General features: G+C 38.6%; 19 protein-coding genes, 1 pseudogene and 1 other annotated feature. Of the genes and pseudogenes, 15 read left to right on the top strand and 5 right to left on the bottom strand.

Translation table 11 applies throughout. The annotated features are described in order from the left end of the window. Positions 1-92 precede the first annotated feature (92 nt). From IGI58_RS03470 to IGI58_RS03455, 4 genes are all read right to left on the bottom strand, one after another. Entirely contained in the window at positions 93-1397 is a 1305-nt protein-coding gene (locus tag IGI58_RS03470) for an ISL3 family transposase (RefSeq protein ID WP_429952441.1), read from the bottom strand. Positions 1398-1534: 137 nt separating this feature from the next. Then, positions 1535-3739, bottom strand: a complete 2205-nt coding sequence (locus IGI58_RS03465) for a GH25 family lysozyme (protein WP_429954453.1) — start codon at positions 3737-3739, stop codon at positions 1535-1537. Positions 3740-3756: 17 nt separating this feature from the next. After that, entirely contained in the window at positions 3757-5274 is a 1518-nt protein-coding gene (gene zwf, locus IGI58_RS03460; protein ID WP_429954454.1) for a glucose-6-phosphate dehydrogenase, read from the bottom strand. Next, complete coding sequence (locus IGI58_RS03455; protein ID WP_087641041.1) at positions 5271-5939, bottom strand: metal-dependent transcriptional regulator; 669 nt, start codon at positions 5937-5939, stop codon at positions 5271-5273. Before IGI58_RS03455 ends, zwf begins: the two co-directional genes overlap by 4 nt. Before the next feature lie 339 nt (positions 5940-6278). Between IGI58_RS03455 and IGI58_RS03450 the strand changes: the two genes are divergently transcribed. The 4 genes and pseudogenes from IGI58_RS03450 (at position 6279) to IGI58_RS03435 (ending at position 9355) form a co-directional block, all read left to right on the top strand. Then, on the top strand, positions 6279-7127 hold the full coding sequence (locus IGI58_RS03450) for an AraC family transcriptional regulator (RefSeq protein WP_429954455.1): 849 nt from the start codon (positions 6279-6281) through the stop codon (positions 7125-7127). Next, positions 7124-7498, top strand: coding sequence for a VOC family protein (locus tag IGI58_RS03445; protein ID WP_429954456.1), 375 nt, complete (start codon positions 7124-7126; stop codon positions 7496-7498). Before IGI58_RS03450 ends, IGI58_RS03445 begins: the two co-directional genes overlap by 4 nt. A gap of 12 nt (positions 7499-7510) precedes the next feature. After that, positions 7511-7873, top strand: coding sequence for an MmcQ/YjbR family DNA-binding protein (locus IGI58_RS03440; RefSeq protein WP_087641044.1), 363 nt, complete (start codon positions 7511-7513; stop codon positions 7871-7873). A 79-nt stretch (positions 7874-7952) separates the two neighbouring features. Next, positions 7953-9355, top strand: a pseudogene (locus IGI58_RS03435) (IS3 family transposase). Between the two features lie 81 nt (positions 9356-9436). On the opposite strand, the gene IGI58_RS03430 reads toward IGI58_RS03435, so the two are convergent. Then, positions 9437-10174 (bottom strand): TraX family protein, encoded by a 738-nt coding sequence (locus IGI58_RS03430; RefSeq protein WP_087641045.1) that lies wholly within the window; start codon positions 10172-10174, stop codon positions 9437-9439. A 222-nt stretch (positions 10175-10396) separates the two neighbouring features. Between IGI58_RS03430 and IGI58_RS03425 the strand changes: the two genes are divergently transcribed. The 11 genes from IGI58_RS03425 to hisI all read left to right on the top strand — a co-directional run bounded on the left by IGI58_RS03425 (position 10397) and on the right by hisI (position 19446). Then, positions 10397-11047 carry a DUF4947 domain-containing protein gene (locus IGI58_RS03425; RefSeq protein ID WP_088269690.1) on the top strand — a complete coding sequence of 217 codons (651 nt, stop codon included), beginning with the start codon at positions 10397-10399 and terminating at the stop codon, positions 11045-11047. A 112-nt stretch (positions 11048-11159) separates the two neighbouring features. Further along, complete coding sequence (locus tag IGI58_RS03420; protein WP_429954457.1) at positions 11160-11627, top strand: hypothetical protein; 468 nt, start codon at positions 11160-11162, stop codon at positions 11625-11627. Positions 11628-11718: 91 nt separating this feature from the next. Continuing rightward, positions 11719-12519, top strand: a complete 801-nt coding sequence (locus IGI58_RS03415; RefSeq protein WP_429954458.1) for a MerR family transcriptional regulator — start codon at positions 11719-11721, stop codon at positions 12517-12519. Positions 12520-13042: 523 nt separating this feature from the next. Beyond that, positions 13043-13298 (top strand) — a binding site (T-box leader). A 60-nt stretch (positions 13299-13358) separates the two neighbouring features. Next, on the top strand, positions 13359-14552 hold the full coding sequence (gene hisZ, locus IGI58_RS03410; protein ID WP_429954459.1) for an ATP phosphoribosyltransferase regulatory subunit: 1194 nt from the start codon (positions 13359-13361) through the stop codon (positions 14550-14552). Next, positions 14545-15183 carry an ATP phosphoribosyltransferase gene (gene hisG, locus IGI58_RS03405; RefSeq protein WP_429954460.1) on the top strand — a complete coding sequence of 213 codons (639 nt, stop codon included), beginning with the start codon at positions 14545-14547 and terminating at the stop codon, positions 15181-15183. Before hisZ ends, hisG begins: the two co-directional genes overlap by 8 nt. 2 nt (positions 15184-15185) lie before the next feature. Next, the gene (gene hisD / locus IGI58_RS03400) at positions 15186-16466 is read left to right on the top strand and encodes a histidinol dehydrogenase (RefSeq protein ID WP_429954461.1); all 1281 of its coding nucleotides are present in this window, start codon (positions 15186-15188) and stop codon (positions 16464-16466) included. 18 nt (positions 16467-16484) lie between these two features. Then, complete coding sequence (gene hisB, locus IGI58_RS03395) at positions 16485-17069, top strand: imidazoleglycerol-phosphate dehydratase HisB (RefSeq protein ID WP_429954462.1); 585 nt, start codon at positions 16485-16487, stop codon at positions 17067-17069. Continuing rightward, a complete protein-coding gene (gene hisH, locus IGI58_RS03390) occupies positions 17070-17696 on the top strand; it encodes an imidazole glycerol phosphate synthase subunit HisH (protein WP_429954463.1) in 627 nt (208 codons plus the stop codon). Then, positions 17674-18399 (top strand): 1-(5-phosphoribosyl)-5-[(5-phosphoribosylamino)methylideneamino]imidazole-4-carboxamide isomerase, encoded by a 726-nt coding sequence (gene hisA, locus IGI58_RS03385; protein ID WP_429954464.1) that lies wholly within the window; start codon positions 17674-17676, stop codon positions 18397-18399. The genes hisH and hisA overlap by 23 nt, the downstream gene beginning before the upstream one ends. Further along, positions 18389-19144, top strand: coding sequence for an imidazole glycerol phosphate synthase subunit HisF (gene hisF, locus IGI58_RS03380; protein WP_429954465.1), 756 nt, complete (start codon positions 18389-18391; stop codon positions 19142-19144). The genes hisA and hisF overlap by 11 nt, the downstream gene beginning before the upstream one ends. Further along, positions 19141-19446 (top strand): phosphoribosyl-AMP cyclohydrolase, encoded by a 306-nt coding sequence (hisI, locus tag IGI58_RS03375; protein WP_225533694.1) that lies wholly within the window; start codon positions 19141-19143, stop codon positions 19444-19446. Before hisF ends, hisI begins: the two co-directional genes overlap by 4 nt. Positions 19447-19455: the final 9 nt, after the last annotated feature.

Here is a 19455-nt window from a genome sequence, read left to right as displayed (position 1 = left end):
TAGTTCCTTTTTTAGGCTCTTTGTCAACTAATGTTGGTAAAGAAAATCCAAAGAATGAAATCGATGAATATGAAACCTAGAGGAAATTTCCTCTAGGTTTTTTTGTTTTCTTGAAAAAGAATGGTGCCAAAACACAAAGAAATTCTCAATTTGAAATTGTAAAAGTTACGGAACCCGTAAGCATTTCTCTTCAACACTTTAATATGGTTATTTAAACCTTCTAATGGTCCATTAGAATAAGACAATTCTAGCGCATGTTTAATTTCATTTTGGTACTTCTTAAACGTACCAATAGTCTTTTGATAGTAGGGAGGAAGACGGCGGAAATCTTCGTCTAATAGTGCATGAAACCGATCAAAGTCTCTTGTCTGTATAGCATAAAGAAAGTCCTGATAACAGGTGTGGCCACTTTTCAACTCGTCATCATACGCAAGTAATCGATCAACGATCTCTGTTTCAGTTAAATAGGTGCGGAAAGAAGGACGCCAAAGGCGTTTTTCAAAATCAAGCTTCGATTGATTTTTTTGAAGAAGCTTCCAGTAGTTCTTCAAGTGTCGATATTTTTTCGCTTCTGTATTTCCCTGATGAAGAAAGGTGTTCATTCTCTGAATGCGGTGCTTTAAAAAGGTTCGACCGATGAGTTGGACAATATGAAAGCGATCAAGAATAATCTGAGCCATCGGGAATAACTTTTTGACGAGAGAAAAATAAGGAGCATACATATCGCAAACAATATACTTAACCGTTTTACGAACAGTCAAAGGAAATCGTGAAAAATAACGCTCTAGAAAAGGGAGCTGACGATTTTCAACAACATCAATTAACTGCTTGGTTTGCCCATCCATCATGATGAAACTCATCGAAGCCGTGACTTGTTTCACTGATTTGAATTCATCAAAACAAAGAACTTCCGGTAAGGTGAGTCGATTGATTTTTTTTGGCTCATAAAATCGTTTCAAGACACGGTAAACAGAGGAAACAGAGACCTTCTTTTGACGTGCAATTTGACTCATAGAAGTGACGTTTCGGAGGCGGTCAGCAATGGACAGCTTCACCTTCGATGAAATCGAACACCCTTTTTCAACAAGACTCGTTTCTGCAACAAATGTTCTGTCACAAGAATGACAGAAGAAACGACGTTTCTTCAAGCGTAAATACGTTTGATACTCCGAAACATCGTTGAGTAAAATCAAACAGCTTGTAAAGCCCCAACGGATAATTGCTTCCTTTTCTTCTTGATCACAGTGAGGACAAATATGCGCAGTATAATCGAGCGTACCAGAAAAGACCTGACAGATTCTTCCTTTGACCCGTTCTTTTTTTAAGCAGTTTTCGTTAAAAGTGATATTTAAGTCTAGAATATCTAAGGTATTTTTGATAAGATTTGTATAGGACATCTTGATTTCCTCCTTTTTGAATGGTTTTAGACGACTTCATTCTAAAGGATATCAGGGTGTCTTTTCTATTATTTTGCATTAAAAAAGATGCCAGTGATTTCTCACCAACATCAGAAAGTATAGAGCCCTTTTTTAGTTTATTTAGTAACGATCGTTGCATTTGTATTTAAATAGCCAATCCATTTTCCGCTGGTATTATCATAAAGAGAATAATAAGAAGCACCAGAGAAGTGATGGTAGATTCCTTTGGCATGATAAGTTTCACCGTATATCTCGGTAGTATTTCCTTTTTTAGCAGAAAATGTATCAATTTCAGACCAAATCGTATAGTCTTTCTTATTGATTTTTACTTGTTCGTCATTCTTGATCCAAATGCCCTGTGAACCAGGTGCAACAGTTGCTGCACTTGAATTTAGATAACCGATCCACTTTCCATCATTATCATAAAGAGAGTAGTAGGTAACGTTAGCGATATGATTGTATTTTCCTTTAGCGTGGAAAGTTTGCTGGTAGATATCAGTTGTGTTTCCCTTTTTACTAGAGAAATTATTGATATCCCCCCAAAGAGTCGTATTTTTCTTTGTGATCGTTACATAGTCATTATTGCTTAGCCAAGTCCCTTGAGGTCCAGGAGCGACAGTAGGTCCATTGGCATTGATATAACCGACCCATTTGTTGTTATTATCATATAAGGAGTAGTAAACGGCACCTGCAATATGATTGTATTTTCCAGTGACTTTGTATGTTTTTTGATAAAGATCCGTTGTGTTCCCTTTTTTACTGGAGAAGGTGTTGATGTCGCCCCAGATTGTTTGGCCCTTTTTAGTAAACGTTACATATTTATTTTCACTTAACCAAGTTCCTTGAGGTCCTGATGCAGAACTTGCAAAATCTGAGTTGATATAACCGATCCATTTTCCATTATTATCATAGAGAGAGTAGTAAACGGCCCCATTAGCATGGTTGTACTTCCCAGAAACTTTAAAGGTTTTCTGATAGTGATCGCTTGTACTACCTTTTTTACTAGAGAAAGTGTTGATATCGCCCCAAATCGTTTGTGACTTTTTCGTAAGTGTTACGTATTTGTTTTCGCTTAACCACAGACCTTGAGCACCATTCGCTTTTGTCGTTGCTTCAGCATTGACATAGCCTTTCCAGTTTCCATTGTTATCATAAAGAGAGTAATAGGTGCTACCATTCATATGCTGGTATTTTCCAGTAACCTTATAGGTTTTATTGAAAACATTCGTTGTGTTTGTCAAAGCTGAATTAAAGTTGAAGTTTGACCAAATAGAGTAATTCTTTTTAGTGATCGTCACGTATTGATTAGCACTCAACCACTTTCCTTGAGCACCATTCTCCAGATACCCAGTATAATCCATTGAAATATCAAAAGGATGGGCAATACCAGGAATATAATATTGAGAAGACCACTGCCATGAAGAAAATTCATTATTCCAGTTCATTCCAGCAGTAGGCGTATAAGGATATTGCGCAACCCACATATTTTTTGCACCAAAGGTACTTACAGAAAAATGTCCGCTCGTTGCATAAGTTCGGTTCATGTAATACATGATATTTGAAAAACCATTGGCTTTTAAAACATTTACAAAACTAGTTGTATTTGGCGTTAGAGAGCCATTTAGCATTTTTCCTTCCTCGATGTCGATGACCATGACAGTCGACTTAGGTAATTTAAAGGTATTCGCTAACGAAGCAAAGTAATTTGCTTCACTAGAAGCAATCGCGCTGGATGTATAATGGGCGTAATGATAGGCAGAAACTTTCAGACCAGCCGCTGTTGCGTTATTGATCTGCTCTTGCGCATAGGGATTGACATAGCTTGTACTTTCAGTAAGCTTAACGACGACGCCCTTGATTCCATAGTTTTTCATCTTTTGAAAGTTAGCTACAGAGATCGAACCGTTATGAGAAGAAATATCGATAAAGTGTGAACTTGGTCGATTGGCCTCTCCTGCATTGACGACATCCATCGAAAGAGCTGGAGTGATACTGCGACTTTGGATCGTCGGATTTAAATCTGATCGATTCGATGGTAAAAAATAGTCATCGAAGTAAAGAGAGCTATTTACTGCTTGTGTTTCAGTACTTTCTTCGGTTGCTTCAGACGTAGTAGTACTTGACTGTGTTTCCTCTTCAGTTGTATTCATTGTGCTTTCACCCGTTGAATTTTGAGTTGGTGAAAGGACGCTGCTTGTTGTTGTTTCAATATCTGAGCTGCTGACAGTTGTGCTTTCTTCAGCATAGGAAAGAGTATTCAATCCGAGCGTCAGAAGGGCAGCAGTACAAAAAAGCGGGATTTTGATCGTTAGTTTATTCATTTATTCCTCCATAAATATTAAAGTTTGCCACGTTCGCGGTACCAGTTGTCCGGTTGCCATTCCCAAGAAAAATTGTCACGAGCAAGTAAGTCAAAGGCAGCATCAGGCCCCATTGAACCTGCTGCGTAATTAGGGAAATCAACCGATGTTTTATCCCAAGCTTGACGTATGATATCAACGATCCGCCAAGATTGAGCTACTTCATCCCAATGAGAGAAGTTTGTGCCGTCACCATTTAAACTATCCAATAATAGTTTTTCGTAAGCTTCAGGACTATTTCCTGTTGTTTCTGCGCTATGACGGTAGTCTAACTTGACAGGAGTCGTAGAGAATCCTTGACCGATTTCTTTTCCGTTCAAGGTTAGGGAGAACCCTTCTGTCGGTTGAATATAAATCGTTAAAACATTTGGCGGTAGATCTGTTTTCTCTCCGCAATGATCGACGTCATCTTTAAAGACATTGATCGGAACTTGTTTAAAGACGATATTGATGCGTGTCCCTTTTTCAGTTAGACGTTTTCCTGTGCGGATATAAAATGGAACGCCTGACCAACGGAAGTTGTCGATCAAAAATTTACCTGCAACAAATGTTTCTGTTTGAGAATTTTCGTCGACGTTTGGTTCCTCACGGTAGCTAACAAAGTGTTGATCTTCCAATTTGCCGGCACCATATTGACCGCGAACAAAGTTTTCCAAAGCTTCTTTTTCAGAATACAGACGAATCGCTTGCAGCGCTTTAACTTTTTCTGATCTGATTTCAGCTTCTGAAAAGGCAACAGGCGGTTCCATCGCTAACAAAGCAACGACTTGTAAAATATGGTTTTGCACCATGTCTTTCAGTGCGCCGCTATGATCGTAATAGCCGCCGCGATCTTCAACACCAAGCCCTTCAGCAAAAGTGATCTGAACATTATCGATGTAGCGATTATTCCATTGAGATTCAAAAATATTATTGGCAAAACGAATCGCAGAAATGTTTTGGATCATTTCTTTTCCTAAATAGTGATCGATTCTAAAAATATCTTTCTCAGGGAAAACAGCACGGATTTCTTCGTTTAGCTGATAAGCAGACTCATAATCAGAGCCAAAAGGTTTTTCAATGATCAAACGATCAAAGCCTGTTTCCGTTAAAATCTCTTGGGATTTCAGGTGCTGAACGATCGTACCGAAGAATTGAGGAGCCATTGCTAAGTAGTAGATATGGTTTCCGCCTAGCTCGTATTTCTCATTTAGCTTGTCTGACAATTTCTTTAATGTGTCATAATGTTCTGAGTCGTTCACATTGTGAGATTGGTAGTAAAAGTGGCTTGAAAAGGCTTCTGCTTCTTCTGCAGTCGGATTTAGATCTTTGATTGTTTCACGTACGATCTCACGATAGTGATCATCTGTCCATTCTCTTCTTGCCGTACCGATAACAGCAAAGTGCTCAGCTAGATTTCCTTTACGGTATAGTCTGAATAACGAAGGATATAGTTTTCGTTTCGCTAAATCTCCAGTACCGCCAAAAATTGTGAATAATGCTATTTTTTCAGTCATTTCAATTCCCCGCTTTCATTTATTGGATCAACAAAAATCGTACTTGCAGCTTTGTAGCTGACCGCCAATTGTTTTTGCTTATTACTGATGCTGATAGGTCCTTCATATGCAGCAATCTCATCTATCTGATATTCCTCGTGGATATTCAGATCAATAGAGACTAGGTAGTCTAATAGGTCTTTTTCATCCAATACACGAGCGATTCGGATCGTCGTCCCAACAGGATAGTCGATCAAGGTTTGACGCTTTTCTTCATGGACCGGCTGATCATCTTCCGGGATCACTCCGCCATGGGGACAAAATTTTGGCTGGTTTAAATACTCTGATAAGCGATTAGCCAAAGTTTGAGAAGTAACGTGCTCCAGTACTTCCGCATCATCGTGAACTTCATTCCAGGAATAATTTAAGTGTTCAACTAAAAACACTTCCCACAATCGATGCTTGCGAATCAGTGTACTAGCTTTTTTCAGTCCTGATTCTGTGAGCTGAACACCTTGATAAGGTGAATGTTCGACCAGCTGTTCTTTTACTAATTTTGAAATCATCTCGCTGACAGATGCTGCGGAAACATCCAGACCTGAAACAATTTGTTTGTTGTTGATCTTCGTTTCATCGCCGCCTAATTCAAAAATTAGTTTTAGGTAGTCTTCACGATTCGGGGTCATATATTTCATCCTTTCAAAAAAGCCATCACGATAAGTTTATCAGAAAAAACTTTTTTTGACCATTTAATAATATGTTAATCTTTAAAAAAACGACTGTTTCGTTTATAAAATAGAGATGAGTAGAAAAAACATAGAAATGGTAACGTTTTCTATGTTTTTTACTACATGATCTCTTCTTACTCAAAAATGAAAGAAGTCCATGCAGTAGAGAAATATTAAAATTTGATTAAGATAAATGCAATAGAGAAATTTAAGCTTCATCAGATTGATGTTATAATGATAGAAACAAACGATAGTGAGAAGGGATCACGAGTGTTTTGATCAAAGGAGGACAGTTGTATGACAGAATATGTTCCTAAAGTTTGGCAGGAGTTGACAAACCATTATCAAGAGATTCAACCTGATCTGCGTTTGCGTACATATATTCAATCCTACTGGTACAGCTACACTCGAGCAAATCAGGAACCGGCTCGCATTATTCCAGATTTATGTTCAGACTTGATCATTCAACTGAGTCCGGCATTAGAGATTTTATCCATTGAACTTTGCGGTCCGAGTACTGCTTTTTTTTATTCCTATGCTGAAAAAGAACTCCTTCATTTGGGTATTCGTTTTCATTTAGGAGGGATGTATCCGTTTATAAATCATTCATTCAAAGAAATGAAAAATCAGCTTAGACCATTGGCAGAAGTGGAAAAAGCTTTAGCTAAGGAACTGGCAGTTCAGCTTTCAGGAAAGACAACTGTTGCTGAGCTGATCTTGGGATTGAATCAGCATTTCCTAAAGTTGCTAAATCGTGTGGATAGACAGATTTCTGCACCGATCCCACTCTTCATTCATGATTATTCTGCTTATAGATCCTATGACATGCTTCTTGCTAATACACTGATTTCAGAACGGAGCTTACAACGTTTGTTCAAAGAAAAAATTGGGTTGACTCCGTATGAAGTATTTGATGTATTGCGTTTTCAGAAGGTTTATCAAGAGATCTTAATGAATCCTCAGATAAAACAGCTGGACTTGGTAGAAAAATATGCTTTTTTCGATCAGTCTCATTATAGTAAGAAAATGAAAAAAATGACCGGTTTAACACCACAGAAGATCAACAAGCATGTCGGAATAATACAAGACAAAAGTATGACACTTGATTATACTAAAGAAAAAACAAGAGAAGGTGAAGTCAAATGAAACTTGATATGGTAGGAATCATCGTAGAATCGATGGAGGATGCGATTCTATTTTACGAACGACTAGGTTTCCAAGCGGTGGGAGATAAACAGGCGGACTATGTTGAATTAGATCATGCAGGAATCAGAATTTCATTGAATACAAAAAAGATGATCGCAGGAATTTACGGTTATCCGCCAAAAGACGTGGGAGATAAAATCGAGTTGGCATTTCTATGTGAATCTACTAAAGAGGTAGATCAAGTCTGTGATAAGATGAAAGGATTTGGCTACGAATTATTTAAAGAACCCTGGCACGCTTTTTGGGGACAATATTATGCGATCATCAAAGATGTGGACGGCAACCTGTTGAGTCTTTTTTGTAATGAGTAGGAGGAAGTTAGGATGGATGAAAGAATCGATTATTTAAAAGAAGCTGCTAAGAAATGGCCAGGAGCTTCCGTTTATTATCGTGAAGATTGGGATTGTGACTATTTTGAAATCGAGAAGAAAGGATTTTGCATGCTTGGTCAAAATAATCAGGGTGAGCTAGTTATGACAGTTAAAGGCTTACCTGAAGAAAATGAGCTTTTGCGGGAACAATATTCAGATGTCGTTCCAGGTTATTATGCGAATAAAACTCATTGGAATTCGTTTAAGTTGGAAAATTCCTCCTTTACAGAGGAGCAACTGGTATCCTTTTTAAAACAATCTTATGCGTTAGTTTTAAGCAAATTACCAAAAAAAGTTCAGGAAAAATATAAGTAAAAAGCAACACTGCTTTCGACCGATTGAGCCGACCCCCAAAAGTTAGACCTAGAAATCTAACTTTTGGAGGTTTTTTTGTATGGCAAAATACAGTTTTGAATTTAAACTTAAACTTGTTCATGACTACTTATCCGGTCAAGGAGGTATACGGGTTCTCGCAAAGAAGTATGGGTTTAAAAATAGTTCTCAAATAAGCAAATGGATTAATGCCTATAAAGAACTTGGTGAAGAAGGACTACTTCGTAGTCGGAAAAGTAAGAATTACTCTGTTCAATTTAAGCTAGATGCGTTAGAGTTGTATTTAACGACAGAGTTGTCCTATCAAGAAGTAGCCAATCTTCTAAAAATGAACAATCCATCATTGATTGCGAATTGGCTTAACACGTATCGGAAGCTTGGTATAGATGGACTCTCTAAACAGAAAGGACGTCCACCTACCATGTCTAAGAAGAAACGAAATGAACCCCAACCATTATCAAGTGAACAATCTCAAGTAGAGAAACTAGAAAAAGAAAATAGAATGTTAAAAATTGAGAACGCCTATTTAAAAGAATTGAGGAGACTGCGTTTAGAGGACGAACAAAAAATGAACGAATCGCGCGAATCATTCACAGCCTCCGAGGATACTTTCGATTAAAAGACATTCTGGAAACCCTAAGGTTTCCAAAAGCCACTTATATGTACTGGCAAAAACGCCTCGACAGAACAACATCAACACAAACAATCGAAGAAGAAATTCAAGCGATTCGTAAGGAACATCAACATTATGGCTATAGAAGAATGACACAGGAATTGAAACGACGTGGCTATCAAGTAAATAAAAAGAAAGTGCAGCGATTGATTCAAAAGTTAAAGTTACAAGTCAAAGCATTTACCAAGAAATCTAGGAAGTACAATTCTTATAAAGGAACCGTTGGGAAAGTAGCTAAAAATTTGATTCATCGCCGATTCAACACCTCTGTCCCTCATCAAAAAATCACGACGGATACAACTGAATTTAAATACTATGAAACAGATGGCTCGGGCATTCTTCGACAGAAAAAACTATATTTAGATCCGTTCATGGATATGTATAACAGTGAAATTCTAAGCTACAGCCTTTCTAATCAACCAAATGGTAAAACCGTTATAGCAGGGCTAGAAGAAGCAATTTCTCAAACAAATGATTGTCCCTATCGTCGCACCTTCCACTCTGATCAAGGATGGGCTTATCAAATGAATGCCTATATACAAACATTAAAGGACAACAACATCTTTCAAAGTATGTCTCGAAAAGGAACCTGTTTAGATAATTCTCCTATGGAGAATTTCTTCAGCATCCTAAAACAAGAAGTGTACTATGGAAAAATCTATCAAAGTCAAAATGAATTAAGAGAAGCAATTGAGAACTACATTTATTATTATAACCATCACCGAATCAAAGAAAAACTTAACTGGAAAAGCCCAGTAGAATTTCGACACTACAATCAAAAAACTGCATAAAAATAGAGTGGAAAAATCCACTCTATAAAAAGTCTAACTTTTTGGGGTCACTACAGATCAGTCGTCAGTAGTGTTGCTTTTTTAACGGTGAACTGTTGTAGCAATCAAGGCAATCAGCCATAAATGGGCTGGATAAAAAACATAAAAAAGATATTTAAAGAATGGACTATTGCTGCCTTTTTGTCCATTATACAAATGAATGAACGGAATTACAGTGATAAATAGAAATTCCGGATTTGTTTCTAAAGTCATTTTGATTGTTTCTAGCGAGTAGTCAGGTAAACCAACGATCACCATGAGCAATAGACAGACAGAAAAAATCAAATACCCCAAATCTCTTTTCTTTGAACGAGTTCTGAAAAAATAACTGATCAGCATAAACGGAATAATAACAAATCCGCCTTCAACCATTCCAGTTATAGAAATAGCGAGTAAGATGAATGCCAGTATACTTGCAGAGATTCTAAAAAACGGTTCTTTGATGCGGATAGCAAAATCGATCGCCCATAAAAGGCTGACACCGACCGCTAAGGTCAGAAAAATATTGTTATGGAGCTGCCAAATCGATTGTTTCAAAACCGTCATGTTCAGTAGCGTGTTACCTGCGAACATGATAAAGGACCAGCTGTATAAGCGGAGCAGATAGTTTTTTCGATTGCGAGTGTAATGGAAGCCTTCAACAGCCATAAATCCGAAAAATACACCGACACAGCGCGTCAATATATTGAAGGGGACAACAAACTGTGGAGGTAGTAATGGAGCTAGATGATCCAGTACCATCAAGCCCATCATAAATAGTTTTAATTGGTTTGCGTTCATTTTTATTCTCCTAAATCAATTATTCATTACGTTTACCAGTATAAAAAAAATAATCCATTTTAGCGTGGGATTTAACGAACAGTTATCTTACAAAAATGTGCGTAGACGAGCAAGTAAATGCAATGTAAGTAGCTATGTCAGCCATTCAATGATGTTTATTTTCATTGCAGGGTATGATAAGCTTGATATAGGTTGGTTGATTGGATTAAAGGAGAATATACAATGAAAAAGACGATCGTCGTTTGTGGGTTGATGCTGTTATTTATCAGCGGCTGCGGACCCAAAAAAGAAATAGAAACAGAGAATACAACAAAAGAAGTAACGATTTCAAGCAGTACGGTTGGAAGCACGACCAAAGAAACAAAGTACAGTACGAAAGAAAAAGAATCTTCAAGTACAAAGGAAAGCAGCAAAGAGAATACAAAAGGCAATGAAGCGCTAAATGACTCGCTATTTGTTCCGAATCCGGAAGATGATGATGAAGAGGTAAGTTATGAATCGTCAGGTGATGGAAATATTTCCGCGTTTGTGCCGGATTATTCACAATATACGAAAGCTGAAGTTATCAGTAAACTAGGTGAGCCAAGTCAAATCATTACAGATACAGCGGTGATCAGTGAGCGACTTGAGGGCGGAGAGTGGGAGTTGATCAAAGCTCAATTTGACGAAGGCAAGCTAACTGAAAATCAAGCTAAAGCGTTTATGTTTCAAACGAAAGACTTATCTTTGGCCGCATCGTTCAGTATGGAACTTGAATTACTTGTATATGAAGATCAAAATAAGCCAAATGTTTACCTGTCGGAAGACAGTGTTCAATTTATCACACCAATGACAGACTATATCCACTTTAATGGAAAGATCGAGACACTTTAAAAATATAAGAATAATCCAACACTACCTGTTCTGAAAAATTGCACTGAATTGCCTGCAGTTTTTTAGAACTTTTTTAGAATAAATAAAAATCAAGAGGAAAGAAGGAAGCAAGATGAGACCCGAAATCCAGTGTACGTATCAAACAATAGGAGCAGCTGCAGCAGAAAGAAAAAGTCAAACAACCCTTAAAATCATGCAATTATTTATCGAAAACGGTCAAATCAATATCGGTGAAAAGAGCTATCCGATCGTCTATGGAGATCTTTATTTTATCGCTGAAAAACAGAGCTACTCAATCACTGAGACCAATGAAGAGCTTATTCAAAGTACGATAGAAATTTCAGCTGAACATTTAAAAAAAGTAGCGAAATTGCTTGATTTTGAATCAGAATATAAGCAGATTTTCGAAGAACGAGGCAGCTTTCAAGTTGCTTCTCCCAGATATAAAGCGATCGATCACCGATTCAAAGAGGCTGCTAGTGTATTCAAAAAGGACCAACCTTTTGCTGAAGCATTGTTTTTTTCACGTGTGCTTGAATTATTGAATTATGCTGTAGTGACGATCAAAAAGACAACGTAAAAAAGTTTACGATTTACAGTTGACCTTCCCCTTACTGGAAGCTATATGCTAAGAATGTCTCGAGGCAAAAATAAAAAATCAGGAGGTAACCATGCTATCGATTGGTGATTTTTCAAAGGTTTCCCAAGTGTCAAAAAAAGCATTGCGTTATTACGATGAAATCAATCTATTAAAACCAAGTTATACAGACGTAGCCAGTGGCTATCGTTATTATGATGTCGATCAGCTGGAGACGATTCTGCTGATCAAACGGCTAAAGGAATATACGTTTTCTTTAGAAGAAATCAAACAAGTATTGAATAGCGGACAAGATCAAGTGTTGCTGCAGCAAACGATCAATCAAAAGAAACTAGAAATCACCCGTAAGATGCAGGATTACTCCTTGTTGCTTGATCGTTTAGATAATGATCTGCACACACTAGAAAAGGGGAAAAAAATAATGACTTATTTACAGAAAATCGAAGTGAAATTAACTGAGGTACCAGAGAGAAATATTCGTTCGATCAGAAAGACTATGAATGTGAATGGATATGGTCAATGCTTAGCTGAGTTATTTGAGAAAATAACGATAGAAAAACTAACACCCACAGCTCCGCCAATGACGATCTATCATAGCCCGGACTTTGATCCGGAAAATGCTGATATGGAACTGGCAGTTCCGGTTGCTGAACAGACAAAAGAGACTCAAATCCTTTCTTCTTCTTTATGCGCATTTTCTACGTATGTCGGTCCGTATGCTGAATTAGATTCAGTTTACAGTAAGTTAGTAAAATGGATTGAAGAAAAAGGCTATAAAATGGGTGGAGCCCCTTTTGAGATTTATCAAACAGATCCGAATACGACAGAGGCAGATAAAAATGTTGTGGATGTTTATTTTCCGGTGATGCTTTAACAAAAATAATGAATAAGCAAAGAAGATAAGAAAAAGTGGTTATTTCGAAAGGGCGCCTTTTTTCTGACTATCTATTCGGCTTTGAAGACCGAAACAAAACTGATGCTTCGTTTTGTCTCGGTCTCCTTGTTTGTTTAGTGACTGATTTCTTTAAAAATTGATTGTATCAGCTTTTGCTGATGGATGATAAATGTCAGCATGTTCCGATTAGCTGCTGCCAAGCGTTTAAACGTCTCATCTTTGTTTTCTTGATCTTCAAAATAGGCGACACAAATCAATAGTAAACAGAGTAACCGCTCTTTTTTGCTAGTTCTTCTGCTGTCAGATGTTCCTCGATCTCGTTCAGTAAGTGATTCAACATATCTGGTGTCATAAAAAAACTCCTTTATTACGAATAAGTTTAGTATACCTGATATGTTTGCTAAAAAGATTTCCTGTAGTGCGAAGTTGTATTTTCCCAAAATAACTATTGACTAAATTCGAAATTCGTGATAAATTGTTTAGAAATATATGAGAATCAAATGAAAAAACGGTGATCAGAATAGTAAATGAATCGATTCGTTTCAGAGAGTTTCCGGATGCTGCAAGGAAATAGCGATTCCTCATTGAACACGCCTGTCAGTTGTTTTTCTGAAAAATCATTCGGATATTTATTATGAATCAGTAGGAAAAATCGGAGAGCCCGTTATCGCTTTTTAGTTATTGAACTAACAGAGGTTTTTGTCGTGAGATAAAGACGAATCTGAGGTGGGACCACGTGAAAATTTCTCGTCCTCTTGGCTTATTTGCCAAGGGGACGATTTTTTTATTTAACAAACAGCTTTTGAGGAGGGAAAAAAATGAAATGGAACCGCAGTTTACCATCAGGAACGAGAGATAAATTATTTCGAGAAGCTAATGGTGCTTATCAATTAGAAAAAAAAGTCAATGATGTTGTGACACATAGAGGTTATCAACGGGTAGATACACCGATCATCGAGTTTGAGGAAGTTTTTTTGAATAAAGACAGCAATCTGCAGGACTGCTACCGCTTTTTTGATAAAAATGGACGATTGTTAGTTTTACGTCCTGACATGACTAAGCCGATCGGTCGGGTAATTGCTACAGCCGGGATCCAGCCGCCATTGAAATTATCGTACAGCGGGAAAATTTTTAGAGCGAATGATGAAATGTTAGGAGAACAAAATGAGCTGACACAAGCAGGCATCGAATTGATCGGTTATTCTTCGTTGAAAGCAGAAGTGGAGTGTTTGGTTTGTGCAGTAGACATCTTAAATACATTGGCTATTCCCAACTTTCACATCGAGTTAGGGCATGCCAAAATTTTTCGTTTGATCGTTTCGTCATTAAATTTAAACGCAAAAGAAAAAAGTGACTTACAAAGCTGTTTTGAAAATAAAAATTTGACTGATCTATCACGATTCACGGCAAAACATCCAAGTAAACTAGATGCGTTTATCTGTGCTATCCCAGAATTGTTCGGTGAAGCAACAGAAGTTATAGAGAAAGCAAGAACGATATTGCCAAAGCAATCAGAGATCATGCAGGTGATCGGGGAATTGGAAGAATTGACAACAGTGATGAACAGACAATATCCAGACTTGTCATTGACGCTTGATTTAGGTCATGTGGCATTGATGGATTATTATACAGGTGTTTTATTCAGTGGCTATGCAGACCTTGCAGCAGATATCTTTTTGCGGGGCGGTCGTTATGATCATTTAGCTGAACAATTTGGCTCGAAGATGATTCCGGCTGTTGGTTTGGGCATCAATTTAGATACTTTAGTAGCGATCCAGTATCAATGCGGAGAACTGGCTGCTTTGAATCAACCAACAACATTAGTTCATAGTTCACTAGCTTCCTTGCCGTGGGCAGAGGCTTTAGTCAAAGAAAATACGGGGTATCAATTATCTCTATTTGACTCGTTGGAAGAAGCACTGAACTACGGGAAAAAATGGCACTATAAGCAAATCATTGAAATCGATGAACAGGGAATCCAGACGAAAAAGGCGGTGAATGAATATGACTAAACTAACGATTGCCTTGACCAAAGGACGATTAGAGAAGCAAACGCTGGCACTTTTTGAAAAAGCGGGGATCGATATTTCATTTATGATGGACAAACAACGGAAATTGATTTTCGACAGTCCTGATCGACGCTTTACTTTTTTATTAGTGAAGGCAGCGGACGTGACGACCTATGTTCGTCATGGTGTGGCAGATATTGGGATCGTCGGGAAAGACGTTTTGCTGGAAAATCCCTTTGGTTATTATGAAATGCTGGATCTTGGGATCGGAAAGTGCAAATTTTCAGTCGCTTCGATACCAGACTATCAGCCGAATGATTATAAAAGAAAACGGATCGCTACAAAATATCCCACTGTTGCTTCTGAACATTTTCGAGCGAAGGGCGAAGATGTAGAAATCATCAAGATCGAAGGCTCTGTCGAAATCGCGCCTGTTTTAGGATTAGCAGATGCAATCGTTGATATCGTTGAAACAGGGACAACACTAAAGGAAAATGGGTTGGAAATTTTTGAAGATATTTGCCCTGTTTCTGCACGTGTAATCGTCAATAAAGCAAAGTTAAAACGAAAACGTCAAGCAATTTTTCAATTATTTACAGAGCTGGAAGCGGTTATTGAAAGAGAGGAGCGATGAGGATGAAAAGATTAAAAGGAGAAGCATCTGAAATTTTAACAGCATTGCAACGTGAACATACGCAAGTACAAAATGATACACTGGAAGTAGAAGCACAAGTTGAAACAATCATTAAAGAAGTTGCACAATATGGGGATCAGGCACTTAGACGCTATTCCAACCAATTCGACCACGTCGAACTAACAGAGCTGGAGGTTAGTAAGGATACGATCGAACAAGGCTATATTCGTGTAGAAAAAGAAGTGATCGACAGCTTAAAAAAGGCTAAAGAAAATATCATCAGTTACCATGAAAAGCAAAAGCAGTCTAATTTTATGGACAGTGAAAAGTCAGGTGTGATACGCGGACAATTGGTTTTACCTTTAGAACGGGTAGGGGTGTATGTGCCTGGCGGGACAGCAGCATATCCTTCTTCTGTATTGATGAATGTCTTGCCGGCAAAGATCGCAGGAGTAAAGGAAATCATCATGGTCACGCCGCCGACAAGCTCGGGTATTCCAGATGTGATCTTAGCAGCAGCAAAAATTGCAGGAGTTGACCGAGTGTTTCAAGTGGGCGGCGCACAAGCCGTAGCTGCACTAGCTTATGGCACGGAAAGTATTTCTAAAGTGGATAAAATCGTTGGACCTGGAAATATTTACGTAGCCACTGCTAAAAAGCAAGTATTTGGCTTAGTCGGTATCGATATGATCGCGGGGCCTTCAGAAATCGGAATTTTGGCAGATGAAACAGCGAATCCAGTGTATATAGCAGCAGATCTACTTTCTCAAGCAGAACACGATGTCTTAGCGAGAGCGATCTTGGTGACGACTTCTGAACGACTGGCAGATCAGGTAGAAAAAGAAGTTTATAAACAATTACAAACACTACCACGTAGAAAAATTGCCGAGCAATCTATTGAAAATAAGGGTCAAATTATTATCGTTCCTACAATCGAAGCAATGTTTACCGTCATGAACGAGATCGCTCCAGAGCATTTGGAAGTTCAGCTTCCTGATCCGATGAGCTTCTTACATGAAATAAAAAATGCCGGCTCCATCTTTTTAGGTGCCTATGCCTGTGAACCTGTGGGCGACTATTTTTCTGGTACAAATCATGTGTTGCCAACAAGCGGTACAGCAAAATTTTATTCGCCTTTAGGGGTCTACGATTTCGTAAAATATAGTCAGGTGACATACTATACAAAAGAGGCATTAGCAAATGCGAAAGATGCGGTGACTATTTTAGCTAGAAAAGAAGGCCTGGAAGCTCATGCTCGCGCCGTTGATTATCGTTTTGAATAAAGGTAAGGAGGAAAGAATATGAGAACAGCAGCATTAAACAGAAGCACTGCAGAAACGAAGATCGAATTAAGGTTGAATTTAGATCAGCAAGAACCTGTAACTATTCAAACTGGTGTTGGCTTTTTCGATCATATGCTGACATTGTTTGCTCGTCACAGTAGGATCTCTTTAGAAGTTAACGTGAATGGCGATTTGGAGGTGGACAGCCATCATACGGTAGAAGATGTAGGAATTGTTTTGGGTCAGTGTATAAAGGATGCGTTAGGAGATAAAAAAGGAATAAATCGTTATGGAACAAGCTTTGTACCGATGGACGAAACATTGGGAATGGCTTCACTGGATTTGAGCGGCCGTTCATTCTTAGTATTTGATGCAGACTTTGATAATCCTAAATTAGGCGCATTCGATACAGAATTGACTGAAGAATTTTTCCAAGCGCTGGCTTTCAATACACAAATGAATCTACATTTAAAAATTCTACATGGAAAAAATACACACCATAAGATCGAAGCATTGTTCAAAGCAACGGGTCGCGCATTACGAGAAGCGATAACAGAAAATCCGGAGATTCAGGGAGTCAACTCCACGAAAGGAATTTTGTAGATGATCATTATCATTGATTACGATACAGGAAATACACGAAATGTTCAAAAAGCCTTAAATCACGTAGGACTTGAAAATAAAATTTCTGCAGATCCACAAGAAATTTTAGCTGCAGAAGGACTGATTTTACCTGGTGTGGGTGCTTTTTCTTTAGCGATGAAAGAATTAAAACAACGCGGATTAGTAGAAGTGATCAAAGAAGCAGCTCAGCGAGGAACACCAATATTAGGCGTATGCTTAGGGATGCAGCTATTATTGGAGGGCAGTATGGAAAATGGGTTTACAGAAGGCTTGGGATTGATCGAAGGCATCTGTGAGCGACTGCCGGAAGATCCTGCAATGCCAGTTCCGCATATGGGATGGAATGAATTGGTCGTGACAAATGACACACCACTCACAAAAGAAGTACATGGAAAATATGTTTATTTTGTTCACTCTTATTATGCTGATTGTGAACCGGATGTCATCGATGCGTTTGTACAATACTCGATCAAAGTACCTGCGATGATTTCAAAAGGAAATATTTTTGGCACACAGTTTCATCCAGAAAAAAGTAGTGATGAAGGATTGACCATTTTACAAGGGTTTAAGGAGGTTATTATTGATGCACGTATTACCAGCGATTGATATTCGTGAAGGAAAAGCAGTTCGGTTAGTCCAGGGAGATTTTTCAAAGAAAACGATCGTAAATGAAGACCCATTAGCTCAAGTCAATGAATTTCACAAGGCTGGTATCCAGATGATCCACGTCGTGGATTTGGACGGGGCATTATTGGGACAGGCAGCAAATGCTTCATTGATTCAGCAGATGAAAGAAAGCACAGGGATCAAAATTGAAGTTGGCGGAGGTATTCGGACATTAAAGCAAATCGATGAGTATGCAGCACTAGGGATCGATCGAATGATCATCGGATCTGCTGCATTGACTGATCCAGACTTAGTTAAATCAGCGGTTGAAAAGTATGGCGATAAAATTGCAGTAGGGATCGATGCGAAAGAAGGGCGAGTTGCAGTCAGCGGCTGGCTGGATGTCAGTGAAACAGACTACTTACAATTAGCGAAAGAAATGGCTGCAATCGGTGTCCAGACGATCATTTACACCGACATCGCAAAAGATGGCACCTTGACAGGACCAACGATCGAACACTACCAAGAACTAAAAAAAGTAGTGCCGCAAATGAAGCTTATTGCTTCCGGCGGTGTTAGTTGTAAAAAAGATTTGACTGATTTAGCAGAGTTGGACCTTTATGGGGCGATCGTAGGGAAGGCTTTCTATAATGGGGCGATCACATTAGCAGATATGCTGGAGGTGGAAAATAGTGCTGACTAAACGAATCATACCTTGCTTGGATGTGACTGAAGGGCGTGTCGTAAAAGGGATCAATTTTGTAGATCTTAAGGATGTGGGCGATCCCGTTGATATTGCGAGAGCATACAACGAACAAGGGGCAGATGAACTTGTTTTTTTGGATATTACAGCGACCAGTGATGAACGAAAAACAATGGTCGAGGTTGTTGAAAGAACAGCAGCGGAAGTATTTATTCCTTTGACAGTAGGTGGAGGTATTCGCTCTGTTTCAGAGATGAAACAGCTGCTACAAGCAGGTGCAGATAAAATATCTCTTAATTCGGCAGCTATCAGTCGACCTGCTTTGATTCAAGAAGGTGCTGAAAAATTCGGTTCCCAATGTATCGTAGTGGCGATCGATGCGAAAAAAACAGGTGATTCCTGGCATGTTTTTGTAAAGGGCGGCCGTGAAGATACTGGGCTGGATGCAGTAGAATGGGCTAAAAAGGCAGTTGCTTTAGGTGCAGGGGAAATTTTATTGACAAGTATGGACGCCGATGGTACTAAAAAAGGATATGATCTTGCTTTAAATCAAGCGATTTGTGCAGCGGTCAATGTTCCTGTCATCGCTTCTGGCGGCTGTGGAAATGCTGAAGATATTGTAGAAGTCTTTAAAGAGACGACGGTTTCAGCAGCGTTAGCTGCAAGTATTTTTCATTATGGAGAGGTCAAAATACCAACCTTGAAAGAAACACTAAGAGACAACGGAGTGGAGGTGCGCCGATGAAGCCAGATTTTTCTAAAGGATTAGTACCAGCGATCATTGTAGAAGAAAGCAGCAAAGATGTGTTGATGCTGGCATATATGAATGAAGAGAGCTATCAAAAAACGCTGGAGACAAAAAAGACTTGGTTTTATTCTCGTTCACGGCAAAAGCTCTGGAACAAAGGCGAAACAAGCGGAAATCAGCAAAAGGTCAAAGAAATTGTACTGGATTGCGATCAAGATACATTACTGATCACTGTAGAACAGACGGGACCTGCTTGTCATACAGGTGCTCATAGCTGTTTTTATAATGTAATTATTTGAAAGGAGCAT

The organism is Enterococcus sp. AZ020 (assembly GCF_050499205.1).
GTDB classification, from domain to species: Bacteria; Bacillota; Bacilli; order Lactobacillales; family Enterococcaceae; genus Enterococcus_L; species Enterococcus_L dunnyi.
Note: the sequence above shows the minus strand (reverse complement) of the source record. Positions and strands in the feature narration are given on the sequence as shown.